The following is a 25,596-nucleotide window of genomic DNA, read 5'->3' on the forward strand; positions in this document are numbered from 1 at the left end:
GCCCTACTCGGTGTCGCTCGCCTGGAGCCGGCCATGCCCTATGTTTCTCAAACGCAGCACGTCGATCGCGTACGCGGGGCCATCGAAGGACGCTTGCCGGCCCCTGCCAATTCGTCGCGCCTCGTGTCGTCGTGGCAGCGTTCGTACGAGCAGTACCGGCTCGACCCCAGTTCGGTGATCGGCCCGCGCGTGCTGACGTCCGCCGAACTGCGCGAAGTCCAGGGCAAGGAGGAAGCCTTTCTGCGCGCCTCGGGCCAGTGCCTGACGCGGCTGCACGAAATGATTCGTGTCGCCGACTATTGCGTGATGCTGTCCGACGCGCACGGCGTCACGATCGACTATCGGATCGACCGCGACCGGCGCAACGATTTCAAGCATGCGGGGCTGTATATCGGCTCGTGCTGGTCCGAGCGCGAAGAAGGCACCTGCGGCATCGCGAACGTACTCACCGATCTCGCGCCGATCACCGTGCACAAGACCGATCACTTCCGGGCCGCGTTCACGACGCTCACGTGCAGCGCTTCGCCGATCTTCGCGCCGACCGGCGAATTGATCGGCGTGCTCGATGCATCGGCGATTCGATCGCCCGACAACCGCGACAGCCAGGGGCTGGTTTTTCAGCTGGTGCGGCAAAGCGCGAGTTTGATCGAGGATGGCTACTTTCTGAATCAGACCGCGCAGCACTGGATCCTGTTCGGCCATCAAAGCCGCCATTTCGTCGAAGCACAGCCCGAAGCACTGATCGCATTCGACGAATGCGGCAACATCGCCGCCGCGAACCGCAAGGCGCACGAGAGCATCGCGGGGCTCGACGGGCCGCGTCACATCGACGAGATATTCGACACGTCCGAGGTCCGTCTGCACGACGTCGCGCGCACCGACATGATCGTGGCGCTGCGGCTGCGCGCGACCGGCGCGATGCTGTATGCCCGCATTCGCGCGCCGATGAGACGCGCGGCTCGCCCGCTCCTCGCGACACGGCCGGCCGATCCGCATGCGGACGGCAGCATCGGCGCGATGAGCCGCTTTTTGCACAGCTCGGACGAACGGATCGCGCGCAACGCGCAAGTCGCATTGCGGATCGCCGGCAAGCGGCTCCCGGTTCTGCTGCTCGGCGAAACCGGCGTCGGCAAGGAGGTGTTCGCGCGCGCGGTGCACGACTCGGGTTCGCGGCGCACGCGGCCGTTCGTCGCCGTGAATTGCGGCGCGATTCCGGAGCCGCTGATCGAGAGCGAGCTGTTCGGTTATGCGCCTGGCGCGTTCACCGGCGCGCGCAGTCGCGGCGCGCGCGGCAAGATCGCCCTCGCGCATGGCGGCACGCTGTTTCTCGACGAAATCGGCGACATGCCGCTCGGCCTGCAAACACGCCTGCTGCGTGTACTCGCCGAGGGCGAAGTGGTGCCGCTTGGCGGCGATACGCCGGTGCGCGTCGATATCGACGTGATCTGCGCGACGCACCGCGATCCGATGCAGATGGTCGAAGCTGGATCGTTCCGCGAAGATCTCTTCTATCGCCTGAGCGGCGCGACGCTGCGGATACCGCCGCTGCGCGAGCGCACCGATATCCGCGATGTGATCGATACGGTGTTCAACGAGGAAGCCCAGGCGGCCACGCATGTGCTGATGCTCGATCCGCAATTCGCCGGGCGTCTTGCCGCTTTTTCGTGGCCCGGCAACATCCGGCAACTGCGCAACGTGCTGCGCTATGCGTGCGCGGTCTGCGATTCGGCTCGCGTCGAGTTGCGGCACGTGTCGCCGGACTTCGCGGCGCAACTCGCGCCCGCCGTCACGCCGGCGCTCGCGGCGAACTCCACGTCGCCGGCCAGCGCCGACGACGAGCGGGCACGGATCGTCGCGGCACTCACGCGTTGCCAGTGGCGGCCTAACGCCGCCGCGCTGGCATTAGGCATATCGCGCGCGACGCTGTACCGGCGCATCGCGCGGCTGGGCATCGTCGGGCCGCATCGCACATAAGCGGCATTGCGATCGCCCGTCTGAGTCTGCCGCTGTGCAGACAGCGTCCGATTCCCACGCCCTCACCCGCAGAGTGAAATCTTTTCGCGGTTCGTCTATCGCGAGCGAAAAGATTTTATTTCGGCACAACCCTGCTCCCATGCGCAGTTTGTGCCGACAGACAGGCATGACTTGCCGGACTCAGTGATCGGTCGCAACGAGAGACCACCCACGAGCGCGCATCGAATGTCCTGAGCGGCTCACGCGACGCACTCGCGACCCGAAGGACTCCCCAACTTCTCTCCGGATTCCTTGCGGGCCGCCTCGCGGCAGCTCGCGCTATTGTCATGATTGCGCGACGTCAATTTCTTGGTTGTCTCACTGCGCTCGGCGGAAGCGTCGTATTGAGCGCCTGCGGCGGTGGTGGTGGTGGTGGTGGTGATAGCGGTACTGCGGATGCCGGCGGCTCTTCCACGGGAAATTCCACGAACCCGTCGAGCACGACGGCGGCACCCTCTGCGGGCACGGCAACCTCCGGTATCGCGACCTCGACGGGCACGACCAGTTCCGGTATTGCGACTTCGACTAGCGGCTCGACGACGGTGGCGAACGGCTCGTCGCCGACCGCCTCGACTGGAACAGCGTCCACCGGTACCTCCGGCTCGACCTCGGGCGACAGTTCTGGCGCTCCATCGGACCCGAACTCGGGGTCACCCGGCAACACATCGAACGCTTCGCCACAGAACACGACCATCCCCCCGGCGACGGTGATTATCGACAGCCAGAACGCGTCGTGGACCCTGGTCGGCGGATCTGTCTACAGGAACGGTGTCGCGGCGGGCAACACCTACAACGTCTCGTTGATACTCTGGTACGGGGGTACGATCTATCACGAGGGAACCGGCGGCCAATTTTACGGATGGAATGGTTCGGGATGGCAGTCGTGCAATGACCCACGTTTGGGCGGCACCTCCGCCGACGGCACCATGATCCCGCCCGCGTCGTATCTGATCGACAAGGTCGGCACGATATGGACCGTCGTGAACGGTGTCGTGTACCGCAATCGGAGTGCCGTCGGCACGATGTCGAATGCTGCGCTTCTGCTGTGGTACGGCGGCAAGTTCTGGGCACAATCGACCGGCGGTCAGTTCTACGTGTGCGCCGATGCGGATGAATGGTTGCCGTGCAACGATCCGCGCATCGCGACCGCGGCGCCGGCCGGCTCGTTTCACGGTATCAACGGGCATTACGATTATTTGTATTCCACATCGCAACTCGTGTCGATCATGCAAGCCCTGGGCTGCTCGACGTACCGGCTCAGCTGTACCGACTACGCACCGCAACTCGCCGCGGTCGTGGCGTTGGCACAAGCATTCCAGCCAGCGGGCTTGACCCTTTTCGTGCTGATCGATGCCGGCATCTACGACGGTAACGGCAACCTGTTCACGAGCGAATCGACCGCCTACACACGCGGCTTCAATTGCGCGGTAACTGTCGCGACGGCGTTGCAACCCTACGGCGTGACCCTGTATGAATGCGGCAACGAACTGACGCGCGCGAACGGAATCATTCTCGACTCCACCAACGCAGGAACGAGCGTCGTCGACTTCAACAATGCGAACTGGCCGCTGATGCGCGGCGTGATGCGCGGCATGATCGACGGGGTCAAGTCGGTGCAGGCGGATGCTAAATGCGGCGTCAACTTTTGCGTCGCGGACACCGGCGCATCCGACGCTCTGTGGGATGGCAAGCAGCCCGATGGCACGAGCGGCCATCCGACCGTCAGGTGGGACTTGACTACGTGGCACAACTACGAGGTGTACGGCGACATCTTCGATATCGGCTCCGACGGGTCCGGCCCGGGCTTCGATTTGCCCACCTATTGCAAGGCCCGATATGGCGTCCCCTTCGTGATCTCGGAATGGAACACAGGACCGGAGAAGACCGAGGCGTACCGGGCCAACTACATCACGTCGCGCCTGCTCACTTACTATCAGGCGAGAAAGACGAAGAACATTCAATCGGCGATGTATTACGAGCTCGATAGCGGGGATGCAACCTACGGTCTGGTGATCAACGGCACGGCGCTTGGGCTTCCGTACAATGCGTTCGCGAGTTTTGTCGCGAGCCATCCCGATAGCTGAGCGTCCGCACTCGCTGAGTCCGCGCGCTGCCTACGGTCGATCCGACCTGCGTGAGACGTTGACGGATAACCCGTCCCGGCCGAGACCGCGATAGGTCTCCTAGCCCGGGGCGACGAGTTGCGAGTCAGGCGACCTCTGTTGCAACGCGGCTGTGTCCGTGCATCAAGTTATGCCCACAGCCGCATCGCTACAGCGCACGATTCGTGCAATCAGAAGATCAGAACTGGTGTCGCAGTCCCACGGTGACCGCGACCTGCGTGCCCGTCGACGATGGCGAGAGGGTATTGATCATCGCATCTGCGAGCACGGAATCCGCCGGCGCGCCATGAACATGCTGATAGACCCCTTCCAGGTACACGTCGGTACGCTTGCTCAACGAATAGTCGGTCTGCAGCATGACCGAATTCCATTTTGGAGAGGCCTTCGTGGCCCCCTGGTTGTAAGCACCGTCAGTGAACGTATAGGCACCGGATACGCTCCACGCAGACGTCACCGAGTAGTGTGCGTTCACCTCGTAATTGTCCAATCGCAGATTACCGCCAAGCGGTAGATAGCTGCCGAGGCCCAGCGAGATGACGCCCGCCATGTTGTCGATCTGAGTATGGCTCCACACGAATCCGACAGTTGCGGGGCCGAACGTGTAATTGCCGCCGGCGCCCCAGATACGCTGGCGCTCCGCGATGAAGTTCGCGCTGCCGTCGCCCTGCGCGATTGCCCCATTCGGATTCGTGGCCGATACGCCACCGCCTGCGTTATTGAACTGCAGGTACCCGCCAGCAAGATTCACTGGGCCCTGCGCATAACCTACGCTAAAGCCGTACGCGCGATTGTCAGCGAATCCTCCCGCCTTGTTGCTGAACGAATACATGCCTTCGAACGTCACGCCGGCATAGGTCGGGCTCACATACTTGACCGAGTTGTTGACGACCACCGAATCAGCCGCCAGGTTGTCGTTCTCGAACGGGTGTGCGGCGAGGTTGCCACCCCACGTGTTGCTCCCCGCGGTGATCGGTCCGAGCTGGTCGTTCAGCACATCGAACTGGCGGCCCAACGTCACGGTGCCGAGATTGTCGCTTTGCAACCCGACCCAGGCCTGAGAACCGAAGGCGTCACCCGGAAAGGCCTGGCTACCGTTGTTCAGATTGAAGCCCTGCTCGAGTTTGAAGATCGTACGAACACCACCTCCCAGATCTTCGGTACCCTTGAGGCCAAACACCGTATTCTGCGTGGAGCTGGTCGCCATTTGCCAATTGCTATGACCGGCCTGGTTGTTGGTATAGATGAGTCCCGTGTCGATAAGACCGTACAGGGTCACGCTGTTTTGCGCATACGCGGAAACCGAAAATGCGCCGAGGACCCCGATTGCCAGCAAGGTTTTTTTCATGTCTTTATGCCCCATTTGCGATTACAGAAAAATAGAACAGCTTTTTCTTAATTGGAGTTCCATCCCGGGACATTCCACCTGGGATGGTCAGCTCGCGCCGATCTGCTTCTAAATCGAAATGTGCTTTCCAAGCGCATCAAACAAGCAGAATGGCCACTAGCTGACCGGCGGTCGCAATCACGATCGCCAGATCAACCGGATTGGCCAGAAGAAATCCGAGAAAATCTGAATCGACGGCGCGCGTGCGCCACATCCCGACAAAGCCGACCGACAGAATCAGCCCGAATAAAAAGTCGAATCCGAATCCTGCGGCGAGCCATCTGTTATGCCTGACGACAGGTTCGGCGAATGCGAACATTGCCAAAAAGGCGATTTGCGATATGAGAACGACCAATACGACAACATGCTGCTGATTATTCTTTTTCATCGGCTGGCGGAAATCCGGTTGCTCGAACCCGGCACGACCTCCTCGCTCGTCCGGGCGAGCTTCGGCAGTACCGGCGGCCACCCCCGCGAACGGAAAGTGACCGTCGTACCCGCTCCATCCGCGGCGCAACCGTTATTCGACCGCCTCGCCATGCAGCACCAGGTCCAGTCCTTCGCGCTCTTCTTCCTCGGCGACACGCAACCCCATCACTGCGTCGATTGCCTTGAGCAGAACAAACGAGACCACCCCGCTGTAGATCAGCGTCGTCGCGACACCCTTGAGTTGCAGCATCACGTCACCGTCCGCGCCGCCGATGTCCTTGACCGCGAACACGCCGGTCAGCAGCGCACCGACGATCCCGCCCACGCAGTGCACGCCGAACGCGTCGAGCGAATCGTCGTAACCGAGCTTGTGCTTGAGCCACGTGGCCGCCCAGAAGCAGACCACACCCGCGACGATACCGATCACGAGCGCGCCGAGCGTGCCGACGAAGCCCGACGCCGGCGTAATCGCCACCAGACCCGCGACCGCGCCCGACACGATACCGAGCACCGACGGCTTGCCCTTGGCTGCCCATTCGGCGAACATCCACGCGAGCGCCGCCGCGGCGGTCGCCACCTGCGTCGCGAACATCGCGAAGCCGGCACGGCCATCCGCTGCCACGGCCGAACCCGCGTTGAAGCCGAACCAGCCGACCCACAGCATCGCGCCACCGATCAGCGTGAGCGTCAGGTTGTGCGGCGCCATCGCTTCCTTGCCATAGCCGACGCGCTTGCCGAGCACCAGACAGCAGACCAGGCCCGCGATACCGGCGTTGATGTGCACCACCGTGCCGCCCGCGAAGTCGAGGATGCCCGCGCTAGCCAGCCAGCCGCTCGGCTCCCACACCATGTGCGCGATCGGCGAGTAGACGATGATCGACCACAGCGTCATGAACACCAGCATCGCCGAGAACTTCATGCGGTCCGCGAAGGCACCGGTGATCAGCGCCGGCGTGATGATCGCGAAGGTCATCTGGTAGACGAAGTAGACCGTCTCGGGGATCGTCGGCGCGAGGTGGCTGACGGTCAGCGTCGTGGCCTTGTCGCCCTTGATGTAGTTCATGCCCGTCATGAACACGCGCGAGAAGCCGCCGATGAACGAGCTGCCAGGCGTGAACGCGAGGCTGTAGCCCACCACGGTCCAGACGATCGTCACGACACAGGTGATCGCGAAGCTTTGCATCAGCGTCGCAAGCACGTTCTTCTTGCGGACCATGCCGCCGTAGAACAGCGCGAGACCCGGGATCGTCATGAACAGCACGAGCGCGGTGGAGGTCAGCATCCACGCGGTGTCGCCGGAGTTGATCTTCGATGAATCGACCGAGAACGGTGCGGTTGGGGCGGCCGGTGCCGATGCAGCGGCATCCGCCGCGGCCGGTGCCGCTGGAGCCGCGGACGCTTGCGCGACCGGTACGGAGGCGGCCGCGGGCGCCGAGGCGTCTTGCGCGAATGCGGAGCCCAGCCCGCCGGCGAGCAATGAGCCGGCCATCAACAATGTCATCAACAGTTTGCGCATCTTTCTTTCCTCTTATCCCAGTGTTTTTTTATAGGGCGTCGGCGCCGGTCTCGCCGGTGCGGATCCGGATCACCTGTTCGATCGGCGTCACGAAGATCTTCCCGTCACCAATCTTTCCGGTACGCGCCGCACGCTCGATCGCCTCGATAGCCTGATCGACGATGTCGTCCGGGACGGCGACCTCGATCTTCACTTTCGGCAGGAAATCGACGACGTACTCCGCGCCCCGATACAGTTCGGTGTGCCCTTTCTGACGCCCAAAACCCTTGACCTCCGTAACCGTGATTCCAGAGACGCCAAGCGATGACAAGGCTTCTCGAGCCTCATCAAGCTTGAATGGCTTGATGACCGCACTGATTAGTTTCAATTTGCCTCTCCGTTGACCGTCGATCCCGATGTTGGCCGCGAATGACCGTGGCTCAGCGCGGAGACGTTCAAAGCAACTGTCATGCCATTTGCACGGCGGGTACTGGAGCGGGGAGTTATCGGAGGAGCCGCGCTTCGGGTCCTATGGCGCTCGGATGGATATTGTGAGGAACGGAGCGGGATTGGGCAGTTGACCTGTCAGAAGGCTTCTTAGCGGAATTCGGCGTACGGACTGGATGTACCCAGGCACCATGTGCGAGCGCGTTTTCCCGTCGTCCGTCCAATCGGGGGCATGCGTGCACGGTTCTGCCGCTTGTCATTACATATTCATTAATCGAAGCTTCCAGGTTTCCACTCGCACGCCCGACGCTCGCGGAGCGTTCAAGAGATCGAGCGCAACTCCGCCGTAATAACGTGCAAAGTACGGGGCGTACTTCCGCGACCCGGAGGGAAACAGGATTTGCGTTTGTTGTCACGATCCCGTGACTCCGTAGCATTCGGAAAGCCCCGAACACGCTATACACCGGCCTATTTTCGAAGCGGTACCCGCTTCGACTTGAAAATTGCCGTCGAGGCGGCGCGAGCGGTCCACGGGATCGGGTCGGCTACTGTTCAGTGAACCTAACATTCGGTTGACTTCCCGAGGCATTCGTCACCCCCGATGATCCCGTCGAGGGCTTCCATTCAGCAAGTCAGTCGTTAGCCGAGGTAATCTTGATGAACGGCCTGAGTTCAGGATTTGAGAGAGCGAGAAGATTGAGCGTCGCCCCGCCGAACCGACGCGCGAACTCATCGTCCAGCGTATTGTTGTAGTCGGCCACCGGCAGTTCTAAAGGAAACTGTCGCGTGGTAACCGCCAGCACCTTTTCAACGTCAAGCGTATAGGAGTTGCCTTCAATATCTTCTGCATCGTTGATGGTTCTGAAATGCTCTCTGCGAGCACACATCCATGAATCTCTGCCCACCCATTGCCATCCGATAGGCAGTGCATTCGTCCATGTCTCGTTCGTACTGCGCGTGGCATTCTGCCTCGTGCGCTTCGCTCACTCCGCGCGCCGCGATGCTCTGCACATCGTCGCTTATCGCGTCCGGTGTGTACTTGAACGGCTGCGCATTGTCGAAGTTCTGCGGCACGCGTGGGGTGTCGCGGTAGAGCGACCTTAGCATGTCCGCATTGGCCGGTTTCTGCGCGCGCATGGCGGCTGAGCGGGAAGCCTTTTCCCGCTGCTGCCGTATCGCCTGCACGCAGCCCATCATTCTTCTTTGGAACGGTTTCTGTATCGCGCGGGAGACCTGTCGCACAGCCACTTGCAACCGGATAGTGCGCAGCCAGTCGCACCATCCGCGGCGCCGTGCGGCGGTCGGTCGCGAAAGCGAGCCACGCGCACGTGCTTTGGAAAAACGCTCTAAAGAATACTGTCCAACGCCTTGGCGAGCCTGGCGACCACACCTTCGACGTCATGCAGTTTATCCAGCCCAAATAATCCGACGCGGAAGGTTTTGAAGTCTTCTGGCTCGTCGCATTGAAGGGGAACACCGGCCGCGATCTGCAAGCCGGCATCGGCGAATTTCTTGCCGGATCGTATGCCGTCATCGTCCGTATAGCAGACCACGACGCCAGGAGCCTGAAAACCTTCAGCCGCCACGCTTTTGAAACCTTTGTCACTCATGAGCGAGCGAATGCGCTTGCCGAGTTCAAGCTGCTCAGCTTTGACTTTCTCGAAGCCATATGCCTCGGTTTCCTTCATGACGTCGCGCAGCGTCGCGAGACTGTCCGTGGGCATCGTGGCGTGATAGGCGAACCCGCCGTTCTCGTAGGCTTCCATGATCTGCAGCCATTTCCCCAGATCACAAGCGAAACTGGTGCTGGTCGTTGCGTCGATTCTTTCGCGGGCGAGAGGGCTGAGCATGACCATTGCGCAGCAGGGTGATGCGCTCCATCCTTTTTGCGGTGCGCTGATCAGGACATCGATGCCGCTGGCCTGCATGTCCACCCAGATCGTACCGGAGGCGATGCAATCCAGTACAAACATGCCGCCGACGGCATGCACCGCGTCGGACACCGCGCGCAAGTAGGCATCAGGCAGCATCATCCCGGATGCGGTTTCGACATGCGGCGCAAAGACCAGATCCGGCTTGTTTTCCTTGATCGCAGCGACGACTTCTTCGATCGGAGCCGGTGCATATGCGGCCTGCCTACCTCGTTCGACCGGACGCGCCTTCAACACCACCGATTCAGACGGAATGTCGCCCATGTCGAAAATCTGCGACCAGCGGAAACTGAACCAGCCATTGCGGATGACCAGACACTTCCTGTTCGTCGCGAACTGCCGGGCGACGGCTTCCATGCCGAAAGTCCCGCTGCCGGGGACGATAACGGCCGACTTCGCGTTGTAGACTTTTTTCAGGGCACCGGAAATATCGCGTACGACTCCTTGAAAGAGCTGCGACATGTGATTGATTGATCGGTCGGTGTAGACGACCGAATATTCGAGGAGTCCATCGCGGTCGACATCGGGAAGTAGACCTGGCACGTTCGCCTCCGGTAATTGACGAGTAAAAGAATCGAAAACAGATTCTAACGAAAGCCGCCTGCAACGGCAGCGGCCGAGACGCCCCCGCCCTTCTTCGATCGCAGTCGCCCCCAAAGGTGGCGCCGCTCGCCTCGTCCCGACTGCTTCTCAGGGGAAGATCGGTGTCGTGGGCTCTGCGCCCTCGATATCGGCCTTCGGAAAATGCCGCGCGACCATCTGCTCGATCTCCTGTTCGCGCGATCCGGGCACGTCGGCCATGATCAGGAGCTGGCCGTCACGGATGGCGTTTCGAAAGCGCTCGAGTCGTGCATTCGGTTCGGCGACGCCGATCATCGCGGCCGTCCAGGCCCCGAAGCCGGCACCCGCCAACGTCAATGCGACGACGGCTCCGCCCGCAATAGCGAGCTCCGCGGGAGGAAACGCCAGCGCCACGAGGCCGACAAGCGCTCCGGTCGCACCGCCGAGCGCCACGCCGCGTTCGAGCGAGTGCACGACGTCGCTGCTCTGCAGCAAAGTTGCCTCGGGTAACTGTTCGAGTGCGACGCTGTGATTCGCGAGAACATGGAGATGTCGCCATGTGATCCGCGTCCGCAGCAAGTCGTCTACGATCGCCTTCGCCGTTGACGTGTCAGATGCGAGGAAATAAAGACGTCTCATCTCGACCCTCCATCAATCAAGCCGTCCTCAAACGGGACTATGCCGTTCATCGTACGCCTGCGGCAGGCAAAAGTTGGCTCTTAGCAGGTGCGTGCCGTGTTTGGATGGCTGGTCGCCGCTGTATGCCAGCTTACAAATTCGGAAAACTTCTCCTGGAGACATAGGGTTGAGCAAAAATCTGCTGACAGACTATTTCGCGTAGTTCCGGCAAACCATGCAGCTTTGCGGTCCACATTACGTTAGGCGTCTAAACGGAGGCAAACGATGACACGCGTTCGCGTTGCGGGCTTCACCATTTCGCTCGACGGATACGGTGCAGGCCCGAATCAAGACATCAACAATCCGCTCGGCGTTGGCGGGACGGAACTGCATCAGTGGCTAGTCCCAACACACACGTTCCAGCAAGCCTTGTTCGGCAAGGACGGCGGTACGACCGGGGTTGACGATGATTTCGCCGCCCGCGGCTTTCGGAATGTCGGGGCCTGGATTCTTGGGCGCAACATGTTCGGACCCATTCGTGGGGACTGGCCGGACACAAACTGGAAAGGCTGGTGGGGAGACAATCCACCGTATCACGTTCCAGTCTTCATCTTGACCCATCACGCTCGTCCCCCCATCGAGATGGCAGGCGGCACGACGTTCCACTTCATAACAGGAGGCATTCGCGAGGCGCTCGACCGTGCACGCGAGGCCGCTGCCGGAATGGACGTGCGGATTGGCGGTGGGCCGGACACAATTCAGCAGTATCTTCGCGAGGGCCTCATCGATGATCTGCACATTGCCGTCGCGCCGGTCCTGCTCGGCCGGGGAGAATCGCTGTTCGAAGGGGTCGACTTGCGGGCTCTGGGATACGAATGCGTTGAATTCGTAGCGTCGGAGAAGGCCACGCATGTCGTCCTAAGGCGCCAGGGGCACACGGACGCCTAAGCACTCGCTGAAGGCCTCTTGTACCGCATACTTCAGTGAATCACACCACCGAAAGGATCGACATGGTTGCCGACCTTGCACGCTCCTGGTTGACCTGGAGCGCGCCTGCAGCCGCTGCGCAGGCCTCCGGTCGCCCGCTCGTGGCGCTGGAATCGACCATCATCGCCCACGGCATGCCCTACCCGGAGAACGTTCGCACCGCGCGCGAAGTGGAAGCCTTGATCCGTGACGCGGGTGCCGAGCCGGCGACTATTGCGCTGATCGATGGGCGAATCCACATCGGCCTTTCGGATGACGAGCTGGAAACGATCGGCCGATCGGACCACGTCCATAAGGTCAGCCGCCGCGACCTGCCGGCCGTGCTGGCCGGCGGCGGGCTGGGCGCCACGACCGTGGCTGGCACGATGATATGTGCGGCGTTGGCCGGCATCGAGGTCTTCGTCACCGGAGGCATTGGCGGCGTACACCGAGGCGCGCATGAAACCTTTGACATCTCGGCCGACCTGCAAGAACTGGCGAAGACCTCGGTGGCGGTGATCTGTGCCGGTGCGAAGTCCATCCTGGACATCGGGCTCACATTGGAATACCTGGAAACCCACGGCGTGCCGGTGCTCAGTTGCGAACAGGACAATTTTGCGGCGTTCTACACGCGTGACAGCGGCTTTCGCGCGGACTTCAGGCTGGACGACGCGGAGGAACAGGCACGGTTCATTCGCACCAAGTGGGACCTGGGCCTCGACGGCGGTGTGGTGTTGAGCACTCCGGTGCCGGAAGCCGCAGCGATGTCGTTCGAAGAGATCGACGCGCTGACCCAGCAGGCGCTCGACGAGGCCGCTGCACAAGGAATCACCGGCAAGGCCGTCACCCCCTTCCTGCTGGCGCGCATCAAGGCGTTGACAGGCGGGCGCAGCCTGGCCACAAACATCGCGCTCGTGAAACACAACGCCGAGGTCGGCGCAAGGCTGGCGCTAGCGTTGGCACGCTCAAAGCCCAGCACAGGCGCGGTGTAGCCTCACTGCCGTTTCGCGCGGCTGGTGATTTCCTTGACGACCACCGCGCTGATTTCGAGCCAGTGCCGAAGCTGTTCGCCCGGCCGCTATTTGAGGCGCTGGCTCGTCGATATCTGCCTCGCGGAAGTCCCAGTCGTCCAATCGGCAACGCGCGAGACGCACCTTCTCCGCTGCTTTCCACCGGTCGACAACCGCGCCGATGGGCGGCAGCGATGCGTCGGCCGCCGCCCGGGGCGCAGGGCTCCACGAAGCCAGCCCCGTGCTATCTTTGACGGATTCGACACCTTCCTCTCGGGAGGGCGCGTGGACGTCGCCGTGTGGCTGCACAGCCTCGGAATGGAGCGGTATGAACCGGTGTTTCGCGAGAACGCCATCGACGCCGACGTGCTCCGCGATCTCACCGCGGACGATCTGAAAGAACTGGGTATTGCGTCGGTCGGTCATCGCCGCAAACTGCTCGATGCCTTGACTGAATTGCGGGCGCGAACCGGGCCCCGGCATAGCGCCGCGAGCCCTGGCGAGGCGAAAGGCGAACGACGGCAGGTCGCCGTCCTGTTCGCCGATCTGTGTGGCTTCACGCGGATGAGCCGTGAAGTCGACGCGGAGGAAGTACTCGCCGTGCTCGATCGCTACTTCGAGCAGGTTGACCGCACCATCGAGCAGCATGGCGGGCACGTCGACAAGCACGTCGGCGACTGCGTCATGGCAGTATTCGGCGCGCCGGTCTCGCATGGCAATGATGTCGAACGCGCCGTGCGGGCGGCACTCGCGATCAGGGACGGGATGCCCGACCTGTCGCGTGCGCTCGGCCGCCCGGTCTGGGTGCATATCGGCATAGCCGGCGGCGAAGTCGTCGCAAGCGGCACCGGTAGCGCGACTCACAGGGAATACACCGTCACCGGCGACACGGTCAACCTCGCCTCGCGTCTCACCGATGCGGCTGAGCCGGGGACGATCCTGATCTCGGAAAGCGTGCGACGCCCGCTCGCTGAGCGCCTGGACTGTGTCGAACGCGGCGCGCTGTCGGTCAAAGGCTTCGCGCAAGCGGTCACGGCGTGGTGTATTGCCGGCCTTCGGCGCTCACGCCCGGGCCGGCCGTTCGTCGGCCGGCATCATGAGATGCGGCAGTTTCGATCTGTGCTCCATTCCTGCCGCGAGACCGGAGGCGGACGCACCGTTCTGCTGCGCGGTGAGGCGGGGATCGGCAAAACACGCCTGGTCGAGGAATTCGAACGCGAGGCGCGGGAGTCAGGATTCCTTTCTCATACTGGCCTCGTGCTCGACTTCGGTGCGTCAACCGGACGTGGCGCAATCCAGTCTCTCGTGCGCGGCCTGTTGGCAGCCGACGGCTCAACTGACGGAGCTGCGAGTGCCACTGGCGTCGAGCACGCGCTCGCCAGCGGTTTGATCGACGCTGGCGACGCACTCTTTCTCGAAGATCTGGTCGATTTGCCGATGGGGTTCGAGGACCGGGCAGTCTACGACGCCATGGACAATGAAATGCGCGTTCGCGGCCGACGCAACGCCCTGACCCGGCTCGTCCAACGCGCGAGCCGCCAGCAACCTCGGGTACTGGTCGTCGAGGATATTCACTGGTCGGACGAATCGACGCTTCGCGACCTCGCCGGACTATCGGAAACCATGGCGGGATGTCCGGCCGTACTCGTGCTGACAGTGCGGACGCACGGCGATTCGAGTGAAGAGCCGTGGCGCGTGGCGACCGGCGGACCGTATTCGCTGATCGATCTGGGTCCGCTGAGCGCCGGCGACGCGCATGCGATGGCCAGATCGTTTCCCGGGGCGCAGGCAGGTCTGGCGGGACGCTGCATCGAACGGGCGGCGGGCAATCCGCTGTTTCTCGAGCAGTTGCTGAACGATGCGCAGGACGGCGAAGGGACCGGCGTGCCGGGGTCGGTGCGAAGCCTCGTACAGGCGCGGCTGGATCGGCTTGATCCCGCCGATAAGACAGTGCTGCAGGCTGCCTCGGTGCTCGGCCAGTTGTTCGAGAAGGAGGCGGTCGATTTTCTCGTCGATGGCGCCGGCGCCGACGCGGATGCCGGCGTTGCGCTGGAACCGCTTGTGATCGGTCTGCTGTTACGACGTCAAGGCACCGGATTTATCTTCCATCACGCACTGATTCGCGACGCCATTTATGACGGGCTGCTGAAAAGCCGGCGCCGCGATTTGCATCGTCGCGCCGCACAGTGGTACGGCGAGCGCGACCTCGTCCTGCGAGCCGAACATCTCGATCGCGCGGGAGAACCCGGGGCAGCGCTCGCCTATTGCGAAGCAGCGCGCTCGCAGGCGTCGGGGCACCGCCATGAAGCCGCGCTCCGGCTTGTCGAACGAGGTCTCGATCTCGCGGATCAACGTAGCGACCGCGCCGCGCTCGAGTGTCTACATGGCAACGTCCTGCATGACCTCGGCGACATGAAGTCGGCACTTCATGCATTCGAAATCGCCCTCGAATATGCGACGACGGACGCGGAGCGTTGCCGCGCATGGATCGGGCGGGCCACTGTGAAGCGGATCATCGACGATCTCGACGGTGCATGGGCCGACCTCGACTCCGCCGCTGAAGCCTCCCAAGGCCTGTTGCGCGAAGAGGCGCGCATTCACTTCCTGCGCGGCAGTCTGTGTTTTCCCCGCGGCGATATCGACGGCTGCGTGCGTGAGCACGGGCGCAGCCTTGCCCTCGCGCGCGACGCGTGTGATCCCGAACAGGAGGCGGCCGCACTCGGCGGCCTTGGCGATGGCGAGTACATGCGCGGCCGGATGATCAGCGCCCACGCGGCCTTCAGCCGCTGCATCGAACTCTGCCAATGCCATGGCTTCGGACGGATCGAGGTGGCCAACCTTCCGATGCGGGCGATCACGACGTGGTTTACCGGCGAAGCCGCGCGCGCACTCGACGCCGCGCTTGCCAGCGTCGCCGCAGCGCAGAAGGTGGGGCATCCCCGCGCACTCGCCGTCGCCCATCACGCTGCCTGGCACTGCCTGCACGATCGCGCGGAGTGGGATCGCGCGTGGGAGCACGTCGCTCCTGCGCTACAGTGCGCGCGCGAGCTGAAATCAAGGCGCTTCGAAGGTGAAGCGCTCGCGTTTCGCGCGGAATTGCATCGGGTCGCCGGCCGTCCGCGCGAAGCGCGCGCCGATATCGAAGCGGCGCTGTCGATCAGCCGGGAGACCGGCATGAACTACCTAGGCCCCGCTTATCTCGGCGTGCTCGCGCGCACTACGGACGACCCCGTTGACTTCGCACAGGCGCTCGCGGAAGGCGAAGCTTTGCTCGCGGCCGGAGCGGTGAGCCACAACCACTTTCTGTTTCGACGTGATGCGATAGATGCATGCATCGACCGCAAACGCTGGGATGCGGCCGCGCACCATGCTGCGGCCCTTGAAGACTACGCACGCCGCGAGCCATCGCCCTTTTCCGGATTTTTCGTGGCGCGCGCACGGGCGCTTGTCTCGTATGGAACCGGCAATCGCGATCCGGCATCGCTAACGGAACTCCAGCGGCTACGGCAGGAGGGCAGCAGCCTGGGTTTCCTTTATGCGCTCCAGGCGATCGAGGCCGCGCTTTCGGGCGAGGCCGATAGAGGAGGATAGGGTCGCCGCGCTCACTCCTGTTGACGCCGTCCAACCATCACCGTATCTTGCAATCCAAGGTAAAGCGACATGACACGGCAGTTGTGTCTGACTGTTTTCCGTTGACCTGGCCACGACGATGAACATTGACGATCGGCTTCTCGAGAGCAAAATGATCGCGATCGAGCAGGCGAGATCATGGAGTCCGCGCGTCATTTCCAAACTCGAGACTCTGATCAGGAGCGGCGACGAGCTGTCCGTCTACCGGGTCAATCCGCTGGCGTTTGCGCGAGATCGCGGCATAAGCGAGGCTGAATGCATTGACCTCTTTCTTCATGCGGCGCGATACGGATTGTTCGAGATGAACTGGGACGTTCTTTGTCCGCAGTCGGGAATGGTCCTCCACAGCTTCGGATCATTGCGCACTCTCAAGACCCATTACGTCTGTGGGCTATGCGACGTTACGGGCGAAACCGACCTCGACGATTTCATCCAGGTCACGTTTTCAATATCGCCCGAACTTCGGAGGCTGACGTTCCACGATCCCGAGTCGCTTTCCGTGGAAGATTTCCACTGGAAACTGCGATTTAACGGTGACGGTCGGTTCGCCGGCCAGCAAGTCCGGTTTCTCGACTTCTTGCGGGGGCTAGTGCGCGGCCTCACGTTCCTGCCGCCAGGTTCGACGACGACCCTGCAGGCTGTTCTTGGCCCCGGTGCCTTGACGGGTGTGAATGTCGAGACACAAGCCGCTCTCATTGTTCCGATCGCTGGTGAGGCCGCTACCTCGCCGACACTGTTGCAGGTCGGTTATGACGGTCAACGGTTTGCCCCGGCGCTCTCCGTTGTGCCGCCTGGTCCTGTCGTCATTCAAGTAAGGAATACCGGGAGCACGCGCGGGTCGCTGCTCTTGATCAATTGGCCTCCAGAGGTCGTCGCTCAGGCCATCAAGCCGCCGCTCGAATTCGAACCGTATCTCTCCGGCGGGGCGCTGGTGGCGCGACAGACCTTCCGGCGCCTGTTCCGCTCGGAGAACGTTGACGAGAAGGAAGGCCTTGGGATTCGGCAAGTGACGTTCGTTTTCACGGATCTCAAGGGTTCGACGGCCATGTATGAACGCATCGGTGATCTGAATGCGTACGGCCTCGTCAGACAGCATTTCGCCTTGCTCGAGATGATCGCACAACGGTATTCCGGCGCTATCGTAAAGACGATTGGCGACGCTGTGATGGCCGTCTTTTGTCGACCGACGGACGCGGTTTCCGCGTCGTTGAGTATCGTGGAGGAAATCGGGCGCTTCAATCGCGAACGTGGAGAACCGGCGATCATCCTGAAGATCGGGGCACATTGCGGGCCGTCGATTGCGGTGACACTGAACGACAATCTCGATTATTTCGGTCAGGCCGTCAACGTCGCCGCGCGCGTGCAGTCTCTCGCCGACGCCGGGGAGATTTGCATTTCGGAAGCGCTCTATAGTGCGCCTGGGGTCCGCGACCTCCTTGGTGGCCGCACTGTCGTCGAATTTGAGGCTCCGCTTCGCGGCCTCCCGGGCAGGGCAAGCGTGTATCGCATCGTGTCCGAGTGGTGACGGCTTACGGCGCCGATCTTGCCTCCTCCTGGGGCTATTCCTGTTTGCTCAACGTCGAACCCGACAGGTGCCGTGATGGAGAAGAACGACGCAGCCGGTTTGCTCCCTATGCACGGCGTTCGGCCGCGTTCCGAGGAAACGCTCGCGACCTGGATCTGCTGGTCAAAGAAATCGTTCGACACGGACAGCGGATTTTGCAAGGTTGGTAGAACCCAAAGGAGCCAGCATGAACATAAGCAATGCGAGCAGAATAATCGGCGCAATGATAATTGCGGCCATCGCGAGCGGCGCGGCCTATGCGAACGCGCAACAAGGTATGAGCGCGACGGCCGGCGCGGTCGCACAAAGGGTGGCGGCCTCGGGCTCGCCGCCTCGACCCAGGCCGGATACTTCGATAGTTCGTGACGTTCGCCGCGCCCTCAGGCGTGTACCGGATATGGATGATTCAGAGATTCACATCAGGGCGAGCCACGGCGTCGTCACGCTCACCGGGTCGGTGCCGGAAAGCTGGCAGATCTCGCGCGCTGGCAATGCAGCAAGATCAGTGCTGGGAGTCAAGTCGGTGACGAACAGATTGACAGAGCGAAAGAGCGATGCAGCAAGCATTGAGCAACGTCTCGCGGCATCGGCCGGATAGGCTCGAGGTTGATTTCATCACTTCGGGAAGCTCCACGAAGACGCAACGCGCGACTGTTGCGCGAAAACCTGATTTCGGGGTCGTTCTCGCCTCAGCTCGCTGCATTTAGCCCTTCACGCGTTCCGATCGCGGATCGTATGGCGCCCTAAGATGCACGATTGCCCTCACCTGTTCGCCCGCCACGTCGATCGTATAGCGGCCTTGCGTGAGCCACGCGGCATCGGCGGCACCATCGGCACGGTTCACGAAACCCATTGCAACCGGACATCGCAATGTATGCCCAAACGCGGCTGAGGTTACCGCCCCTACCGGCTTGCCGTCGCGCAAGATTGCTTCGCCACCCCACAGCATCAGATGTGCGGCGCCGTCGACCGTCAGGATCGCGAGACGCCGGCGCAGCGGCGCCTCGCGCAGACGCAGAAGGGCGTCGCGACCGCGGAAGGCGATGTCCTGGTCGAGCTTGCAGGCGAACGCCAGGCCTGCCTCGAACGGATTGCAATCCGGCGAAAGCTCGCGGCCCCAGGCCCGATAGCCTTTTTATGACGCTATCGAGCGACGACATTCGCTGCGTCTCGAGCATACTGCGTGGGCGGCAGCCCGACATGACGCGTGAACGCGACGCTGAATGCGCTCGCCGAGCCGTAACCGACACGTTCCGCGATCACCGCGATGCTGACTTCGTTCCGGCGCAGCAGGCTCCTCGCGACGGCCATGCGCCACGACAACAGATACTCCATCGGTGCCACGCCGACTGCGCGGCTGAATCGATCGAAGAAAGAGGACCGTGAAAGCGCGGCGGTTTTTGCGAGTTGTGCGATCGTCCAGGGCTTGTGCGGACTCTCGTGCATATGACGGATGGCGAGCGCGAGACGGGCGTCGGCGAGGCCGCGGACGAGTCCGGGCGACGCCCCCGTCCCCGTGGCTCGCAACGCTTCAATGAAGAGCACCTCGAGCAGTCGCGCCAGCACGACCTCGCGCGCGGGCCGCTGCGCGCGCGATTCTTCCCTCACGAGCTTGACGAGCGTCGCCAGCCTGGGTTCACCGCGCACGTGCGCGAGCTTGGGCAAGAGCGAGACAAGCAAGGCCGCATCCGGCGAACCGAACGCGCAGAGGCCCGCAAGCCATTGGGCTTCTGGCGCGACCAACGCATCGCCGAAACGAAAGCTGCCGTCGGGCAGTGCCGCGGGCGCGATATCGGAGACGTCGTCATCGTCGGGCGGGTTGATGCTCGTCATCGTGAAGCTAAAAACTTCGGGCACGAGCACGAAGTCATCGGCCTGAAGAATGAGCGGCTCGCAACCATTGACGGATAGACGGAAGGAACCTTCGAGCACCACGCAATAGAACGGCTGGCCGACTTCCGTGCGGCTCGCGCGCCAGCGCCCGGCGCCGCTCAGCACTTTCGAGAACGTGGGCGTCGGCTTCAGCAATGTGACGATTTCGGCGAGCGGGTCGATCATGATCGGACGATTTCGAATGAAACCTGGACGCTCAATTGTAGCGAGTCCGGGTGGTCAGGACTTATTGTGTTGGGACTGTCACCAACTACAGGATTCGATATGAAGACCGTCTTGATTACCGGTTGCTCGTCCGGCTTTGGCCTCGAAATCGCGCGTTATTTTCTGGATCGCGACTGGCGCGTTATCGCCACGATGCGCGCGCCACGCGAAGACCTCTTGCCGCGCTCCGATCGTCTTTCGATTCTCGCCCTCGACGTGAAGGACCCGCAAAGCATTCGCGCCGTCATCGATGCCGCCGGTCGGATCGACGTGCTCGTCAACAATGCGGGTATCGGTTTTCTGAACGCGCTCGAAGGAACGCCGATGGACACCGTGCGCGATATCTTCGAGACCAATACGCTCGGTACCATTGCGATGGCGCAGGCCGTGTTGCCGCAGTTCCGCGAGCGCCGCGAAGGTGTGGTCATCAATGTGACGTCGACCGTCACCTGCAGACCGCTGCATTTGCTGTCGGTCTACACCGCGAGCAAGTCCGCGGTCAACGCGTTCAGCGAATCGCTCGCGCTCGAACTGGAGCAGTTCAATGTGCGCGTGCGTGTCGTGCTGCCGGGACGCGCGCCTTCCACCCGCTTCGGCGAGAACGCGCAGGCACGTATGAAAAACGGATTCGCCGAGCCGTACGGCGCGCTCGTGGAGCAGATTTTCGCAAACTGGCAGAAAGAAACGGCCGTCACGCACGCATCGGATGTCGCCGAAGCGGTTTGGCTCGCAGCGACCGATTCATCGAGCCCGTTCAACATCCCCGCCGGCGAGGACGCTGTCGAGTGGTACAACGCGGCCGCTAAATAGGGGTGCCCTCAAGAAACGGATTTTTTCGTACGCTAAGACTGGAGCTTGGTCGATTTCGCAGCGCGCAACGGCCTGAATCGCCCCTTGGCGACGCGTTTGTTGGCGTGCCATACATAGTCACCTGTCAGGTTGACGTGGTTCCAGCCGAGCGGAGCGACGTGCGAAATCAGGCTGTCGTCGATCTCACGCTGCTGCCGCAAGGCGGCAATTGAACGCTCCAGATACACCGTGTTCCACAGCGTGATCACAGCCACCACAGGTTCAGGCCACTGGCCCGGTAGCGCTGGTTTTCGTACGAACGGTCCCGTATCTCGCCCAGACGATAAAAGAACACCGCTCGCGCCAGTGAATTGCGGGCTTCGCCCTTGTTCAGCCCGGCGGACACGCGCCGACGTAGAGCCGGATCCTGAAGCCACTTCAGCGTGAACAGCGTGCGCTCGATGCGGCCGAGTTCGCGCAAGCCGACAGCGAGAGCATTCTGGCGCGGATACGCACTCAGCTTGCGCAGGATGAGTGAAGCCGTCACTGTGCCTTGCTGAATGGACGCGGCTAACCGGACCAGATCCTGGAATTCCCGCTCGATCAATTTCCCGCTGATCGATCCTCCGATCAGCGACGACAGCGCCGGCCAATCGCCCGGCTCGCCGGGCACATACATATATCAGATCCTGGCGGGCGGGCGCCGCCCGGAAATCGAAGGTGTCGAGGAAAGTCGGGGAATAGCGCCGCATCTGCGTGTAGTGGTCAACGAGGAGTGCCGTGGAATCGAATTCCGCGTTACGTGCGAGCTGTTCCGCTTCGCGCACGCTTGCGGTAAAAGTCTCCCACGGCACAATGGCCTCGATCGCGCGGAACGGATCGTCCCCGGTTTCCTTTGCGGCGATCAGTGCGCCGCCGACTTCCGCATAGAGACGCACCTTGTCATTGACGGCTTTACCCTCGGCCGCGAAGCGCTTTTCATACTTGTGCTTGGCCTTGGTGAAGAACGATCCAATCAGGCGATCATGCAGGTTGAGAGTCTGATCGGTCAGCGTCGCGGCCGTACCGGCGCTCGCACGCGTGGCGCTGACGACAATCATGATTGCGGCGGTGTAGACGCGCCGGCCGAGAAAGCGCACCGAGAATGGCGTGGTACGACCGGCGACAGTCGGCGCAGCAGAAGCTGTAGCGGAACTCGCAGTGGCAGCGAGCTTCGTATGAAATTCCGCGCGGCTTGCGCGGGTAGCGGGCGCTATGGAGTACGCCACCGCAGCGACAACGCTGCGCGCGGGTCTGTTTGGCGTAGTCCTGATCGATACGTAACAGCAGGTGATAGAAGTTGGGATCGCAGGCACTCACGTGGCACACTCTGGCAGTCTCGGTTCTTGGCAGACACGAGACTCTCCCCTGGGCGTCGTTTGTACAAGATGCCTGAGGGAGACCCCCTCCGCTACATCACGCAAGCTGCTCAAAACGCCCCCAATTCCCATCGATTTACGTGCTCACGCTCACTAGCGTACGAAAAAATCCGAATCTTGAGGGCACCCCAACTTCTCCACCGTAACCGGGTTGTCGGCCTGAATCACATCGGCAGCCTGCGTGAAGAAACGTCGCATCACACGCCATAGGCGTGCGCCGGCAATGCCGACGGTTCCTTTGCCGGAATTATGCCCGGCTCGGAAACCACCAGTTCCACTCATCGCACTGTTCAAATTTCCGGCCCCAGCTCTCGTCAGCATCTCATAACAACCTATTCAGATGAATAGGTTTATCTCAAAAAATATGTGAAGTAAAAATCATGACTCGGATTTCTGAAGTTAAGGAAACGCTGATTTATTCAGCTCGGTGATCATCGCTGGCGTAGGCGAGAACGCTATAGAAGGCAGCTCACGGAACAGACCCACGACGATGAAAAGGCAGATCGGCTTCGTGGAAGCGGAAATTGCAGTCCAGAAACGAGTGACGAGGTGCCAACGCTTCCTGGCCGAGATGGATAAGGTCGTTGCGTGGCAGCGCCTGCTGTCGGTAATCTAGCCGCCCTATCCGAAGGGCACGAGAGACCATCGTTTACGCGTCCAATTCACCGAATTGAGCGTCGATGCGCTTCGTCATCCGGAAAGTTCAACGCCATCTCGCCTGCAACTTGGGCAGTTTGTCCATTGATCAGCGTTTCCTTAACGATAATTCTGGATGTCGGTAATCACATGCCACTGAATAAAAAGTTCATTTATCCGATGACCGAAGTTCCTTGAGCAGCGCGCCATTGGTAAATGAAAGTGTCTATCGTTTAGCTATCGCGCAATTCGGTTGGTTCGACTGCGTGATATCGACGGATGTACCAGTATCGTATTGGTTTCACCGCCTGTCCGGGGGGAGCCTTTCAGACGAGTTCGAACCTGTGCAGGAGATATTGATAAATGACCTACATCGTTGGATCGGGTTGCGACGGGTGCAAATATACGACTTGCGTTGATGTATGCCCAGTCGACGCCTTTCGTGAGACTCCAACGTCTCTCGTCATCGATCCGGAGAGCTGCATTGATTGCGGCGTATGCGAGCCGGAATGTCCGGTCGAGGTGATTTTCAGCGCGCGCGACGTCCCGGTGGGCGAAGCGGGTGCAATCGAACTGAATCGCACGATGGCCGCCGTCTCGCCGTCAATCACGCAAAGCCGAAGGGAGCGTGCCAGACGTCCGGTACGTCCAGCTACCCCTTCTTTCCACTGACAAAGAAGCCTTCATATGATCACAATCCAAGATATGCCCGTTGCAGACTGGGTCGCACACATGGAACGCGCGGATGCGTCGGACTGGGCGAAGAGCAACGAGAACGCCACGCTGCGGGCCGAAATCGTCGCCGCATGCGCACGGCTAGGCGAACTCGCTTACCGCGACCGCGACGAGCGTGCACTGGCGGAGATGCACCTGACGCTCGCGCTGATCTATGCGAAAGATTTCGAGTCCGCCCGCATCGAGCATGTCGGCCGCGAGACGCAGCCGATTCTGCGCGACATCGCGGCGTCGCTCGAACGCGCGATGCTGAACGCCGAGCTCGGGCTGATCGACGATCGGCAGGTGAGCGACTATCCGCGGACCGGCACCAAGTATGTCACTTGGCTGAAGAAGCTGATTTCGCAGCACACGTCGAGCGTGCATTCGCTGTACAACGACTTCATCGCGAAAGAGGCGACCCGGGAAGATATCGCGTTCTACCTCGCGCAGGAGACGAACCTCGATCCGCGCTTCGACGACATCCTCGCGCTGATGCAGGTCGGCACCGAAGTCGGCCAGAAGCTCGAAATCGCGAAGAATTATTTCGACGAGATGGGCAACGGCGAGCCCGCGCGCGTGCACTCGAAGATGTTCAGCCATGCGCTCGGCTCGATCGGCGTCGACGGCGAATTCGTCGCCGAGAACATGCTGCTCGACGCTCGGATATCCGGCAATCTGTCAGCGTGCCTCTCGCTGTATCGGCGCCACTATTTCAAGGCGGTTGGCTATTTTGGCGTGACCGAATACATCGCGCCGCGCCGTTTCAAGCACGTCGCGGAAGCGTGGCGCCGTAACCGCCTTCCGGAAGCAGGTATCGCGTATCACGACGAGCACATCGTGATCGATACGCATCACGCGAACGGCTGGTTCAATAACGTCGTCGCTCCGTTGGTCGACGCGGATCCCGCGATTGGCCGGGAAATCGCGATCGGCGCGGTGATCCGGATGAACTCGTCGGAGCGCTATCTGGACAAGCTGCTGTCGGTGCTCGAAGCCCGCCGCCGCGTGCCGGTCGCGGCGTGAGCGGCAACCGCATCCCCCAATCTTGAGAACAAACATGCCCCTGAACGAACAAGGTTTCGACATCGTCAAGCTCCCGGCGGTTGACCAGGCACTTCTGAACAGCTTCGACGATCTGCATCCAGACATCTACATCGGCAACCGCAGCCGCTTCCGCCGTTTCTCGCAGTACAAGATGACGCATCGAGACGGTCGCTGGCAGTTCGAACTGCTACCGCATCGGCCTTACATGACGTTCTCCAAATACAACAAGGTCGCCGGAGGAATCCAGCGGCACTACGAGCCGTTGCGCGTTGATTTCACCGAGCAGATCGCTACTGGTGCCAAGGCCATTCCGTTGCCGACCAACGACGAATGGCAGATCAACGTTCACCAGTACCGCGTGATCGCCAACGACAAAGTTGCCGGCGTTCCGGTGCCCGAAGGCCCGCATCAGGACGGGCACGATTTCGTGATGATCGCTGTGATGAAGCGTCACGACATTACCGGCGCGGAAATGAGCTTGCTGCCGCTCGGCGGCGAGGGCGAAGCGTTCTTCAAGGCGACGGTGCAGGAAGGCGAGGCGGCGCTGCTCGACGATCGCCAGATGTTCCATTACGTCACCGACATCGAGCCGATCGAAACCGAAGGCCATCGCGACATCTTCGTGATCGCGTTCTCGCGCTGGGCCGATCGTTGGCACGGCGAGGATTTCGAGCGCAAAGTGGCCACCGAGGAACTGAAGGCCGGGGCCGGCGCAGCCTGATCG

19 protein-coding genes and 3 pseudogenes are annotated in these 25,596 nt (G+C 61.7%); 12 read left to right on the plus strand and 10 right to left on the minus strand.

Annotated elements, in window-relative coordinates:
* Positions 1 to 33: 33 nt before the first annotated feature.
* Complete coding sequence (locus HDG34_RS07510) at positions 34 to 1,974, plus strand: sigma-54-dependent Fis family transcriptional regulator (protein ID WP_184058852.1); 1,941 nt, start codon at positions 34 to 36, stop codon at positions 1,972 to 1,974.
* Positions 1,975 to 2,300: 326 nt separating this feature from the next.
* Positions 2,301 to 4,097 (plus strand): hypothetical protein, encoded by a 1,797-nt coding sequence (locus tag HDG34_RS07520; protein WP_221309065.1) that lies wholly within the window; start codon positions 2,301 to 2,303, stop codon positions 4,095 to 4,097.
* Positions 4,098 to 4,314: 217 nt separating this feature from the next.
* On the opposite strand, the gene HDG34_RS07525 is transcribed toward HDG34_RS07520, so the two are convergent.
* From HDG34_RS07525 to HDG34_RS07555, 7 genes are all read right to left on the minus strand, one after another.
* Positions 4,315 to 5,481 carry a porin gene (locus HDG34_RS07525; protein ID WP_184058858.1) on the minus strand — a complete coding sequence of 389 codons (1,167 nt, stop codon included), beginning with the start codon at positions 5,479 to 5,481 and terminating at the stop codon, positions 4,315 to 4,317.
* 136 nt (positions 5,482 to 5,617) lie between these two features.
* Entirely contained in the window at positions 5,618 to 5,989 is a 372-nt protein-coding gene (locus tag HDG34_RS07530; protein ID WP_260321070.1) for a hypothetical protein, read from the minus strand.
* Between the two features lie 51 nt (positions 5,990 to 6,040).
* Positions 6,041 to 7,465 (minus strand): ammonium transporter, encoded by a 1,425-nt coding sequence (locus HDG34_RS07535; protein ID WP_184058860.1) that lies wholly within the window; start codon positions 7,463 to 7,465, stop codon positions 6,041 to 6,043.
* 28 nt (positions 7,466 to 7,493) lie between these two features.
* A complete protein-coding gene (locus HDG34_RS07540) occupies positions 7,494 to 7,832 on the minus strand; it encodes a P-II family nitrogen regulator (RefSeq protein ID WP_026226100.1) in 339 nt (112 codons plus the stop codon).
* A 691-nt stretch (positions 7,833 to 8,523) separates the two neighbouring features.
* On the minus strand, positions 8,524 to 8,796 hold the full coding sequence (locus tag HDG34_RS07545; protein WP_184058863.1) for a hypothetical protein: 273 nt from the start codon (positions 8,794 to 8,796) through the stop codon (positions 8,524 to 8,526).
* Between the two features lie 441 nt (positions 8,797 to 9,237).
* Positions 9,238 to 10,365, minus strand: coding sequence for an aminotransferase class V-fold PLP-dependent enzyme (locus HDG34_RS07550; protein WP_184058865.1), 1,128 nt, complete (start codon positions 10,363 to 10,365; stop codon positions 9,238 to 9,240).
* A gap of 147 nt (positions 10,366 to 10,512) precedes the next feature.
* Positions 10,513 to 11,022 carry a DUF1269 domain-containing protein gene (locus HDG34_RS07555; protein ID WP_184058868.1) on the minus strand — a complete coding sequence of 170 codons (510 nt, stop codon included), beginning with the start codon at positions 11,020 to 11,022 and terminating at the stop codon, positions 10,513 to 10,515.
* A gap of 264 nt (positions 11,023 to 11,286) precedes the next feature.
* Between HDG34_RS07555 and HDG34_RS07560 the strand changes: the two genes are divergently transcribed.
* The 5 genes from HDG34_RS07560 to HDG34_RS07580 all read left to right on the plus strand — a co-directional run bounded on the left by HDG34_RS07560 (position 11,287) and on the right by HDG34_RS07580 (position 18,769).
* Complete coding sequence (locus tag HDG34_RS07560) at positions 11,287 to 11,949, plus strand: dihydrofolate reductase family protein (RefSeq protein ID WP_184058870.1); 663 nt, start codon at positions 11,287 to 11,289, stop codon at positions 11,947 to 11,949.
* A gap of 62 nt (positions 11,950 to 12,011) precedes the next feature.
* Positions 12,012 to 12,959 (plus strand): pseudouridine-5'-phosphate glycosidase, encoded by a 948-nt coding sequence (locus HDG34_RS07565; RefSeq protein WP_090811608.1) that lies wholly within the window; start codon positions 12,012 to 12,014, stop codon positions 12,957 to 12,959.
* A gap of 303 nt (positions 12,960 to 13,262) precedes the next feature.
* Positions 13,263 to 16,568: an adenylate/guanylate cyclase domain-containing protein gene (locus HDG34_RS07570; RefSeq protein ID WP_184058872.1), complete on the plus strand. Its 3,306-nt coding sequence runs from the start codon at positions 13,263 to 13,265 to the stop codon at positions 16,566 to 16,568.
* Positions 16,569 to 16,686: 118 nt separating this feature from the next.
* Entirely contained in the window at positions 16,687 to 18,132 is a 1,446-nt protein-coding gene (locus tag HDG34_RS07575) for an adenylate/guanylate cyclase domain-containing protein (protein ID WP_184058874.1), read from the plus strand.
* A 226-nt stretch (positions 18,133 to 18,358) separates the two neighbouring features.
* Positions 18,359 to 18,769, plus strand: a complete 411-nt coding sequence (locus HDG34_RS07580; RefSeq protein WP_184058875.1) for a BON domain-containing protein — start codon at positions 18,359 to 18,361, stop codon at positions 18,767 to 18,769.
* A gap of 105 nt (positions 18,770 to 18,874) precedes the next feature.
* Here the strand turns inward: HDG34_RS07580 and HDG34_RS07585 are convergent.
* Positions 18,875 to 19,306: pseudogene (locus HDG34_RS07585) on the minus strand (glycine cleavage T C-terminal barrel domain-containing protein); the annotation flags it as partial.
* An 8-nt stretch (positions 19,307 to 19,314) separates the two neighbouring features.
* Complete coding sequence (locus HDG34_RS07590; protein WP_184058877.1) at positions 19,315 to 20,229, minus strand: AraC family transcriptional regulator; 915 nt, start codon at positions 20,227 to 20,229, stop codon at positions 19,315 to 19,317.
* 99 nt (positions 20,230 to 20,328) lie between these two features.
* Here HDG34_RS07590 and HDG34_RS07595 point away from each other — a divergent pair, with 99 nt between their 5' ends.
* A complete protein-coding gene (locus tag HDG34_RS07595; RefSeq protein ID WP_184058879.1) occupies positions 20,329 to 21,078 on the plus strand; it encodes an SDR family oxidoreductase in 750 nt (249 codons plus the stop codon).
* 32 nt (positions 21,079 to 21,110) lie between these two features.
* Here the strand turns inward: HDG34_RS07595 and HDG34_RS07600 are convergent.
* Positions 21,111 to 21,736: pseudogene (locus tag HDG34_RS07600) on the minus strand (Tn3 family transposase); the annotation flags it as partial.
* Positions 21,737 to 22,965: 1,229 nt separating this feature from the next.
* Between HDG34_RS07600 and HDG34_RS07605 the strand changes: the two are divergent.
* The 4 genes and pseudogenes from HDG34_RS07605 to HDG34_RS07620 all read left to right on the plus strand — a co-directional run.
* Positions 22,966 to 23,088 (plus strand): annotated as a pseudogene (locus HDG34_RS07605) (IS5/IS1182 family transposase); the annotation flags it as partial.
* 386 nt (positions 23,089 to 23,474) lie between these two features.
* Positions 23,475 to 23,783, plus strand: coding sequence for a ferredoxin family protein (locus HDG34_RS07610; RefSeq protein ID WP_184058881.1), 309 nt, complete (start codon positions 23,475 to 23,477; stop codon positions 23,781 to 23,783).
* A 15-nt stretch (positions 23,784 to 23,798) separates the two neighbouring features.
* Positions 23,799 to 24,851, plus strand: coding sequence for an iron-containing redox enzyme family protein (locus HDG34_RS07615; RefSeq protein WP_221309066.1), 1,053 nt, complete (start codon positions 23,799 to 23,801; stop codon positions 24,849 to 24,851).
* A 34-nt stretch (positions 24,852 to 24,885) separates the two neighbouring features.
* Positions 24,886 to 25,593, plus strand: a complete 708-nt coding sequence (locus tag HDG34_RS07620) for a 2OG-Fe dioxygenase family protein (RefSeq protein ID WP_184058883.1) — start codon at positions 24,886 to 24,888, stop codon at positions 25,591 to 25,593.
* The last annotated feature ends 3 nt before the right edge of the window (positions 25,594 to 25,596 follow it).

Origin of the sequence: Paraburkholderia sp. HC6.4b (assembly GCF_014200875.1) — a bacterium.
GTDB lineage: Bacteria > Pseudomonadota > Gammaproteobacteria > Burkholderiales > Burkholderiaceae > Paraburkholderia > Paraburkholderia tuberum.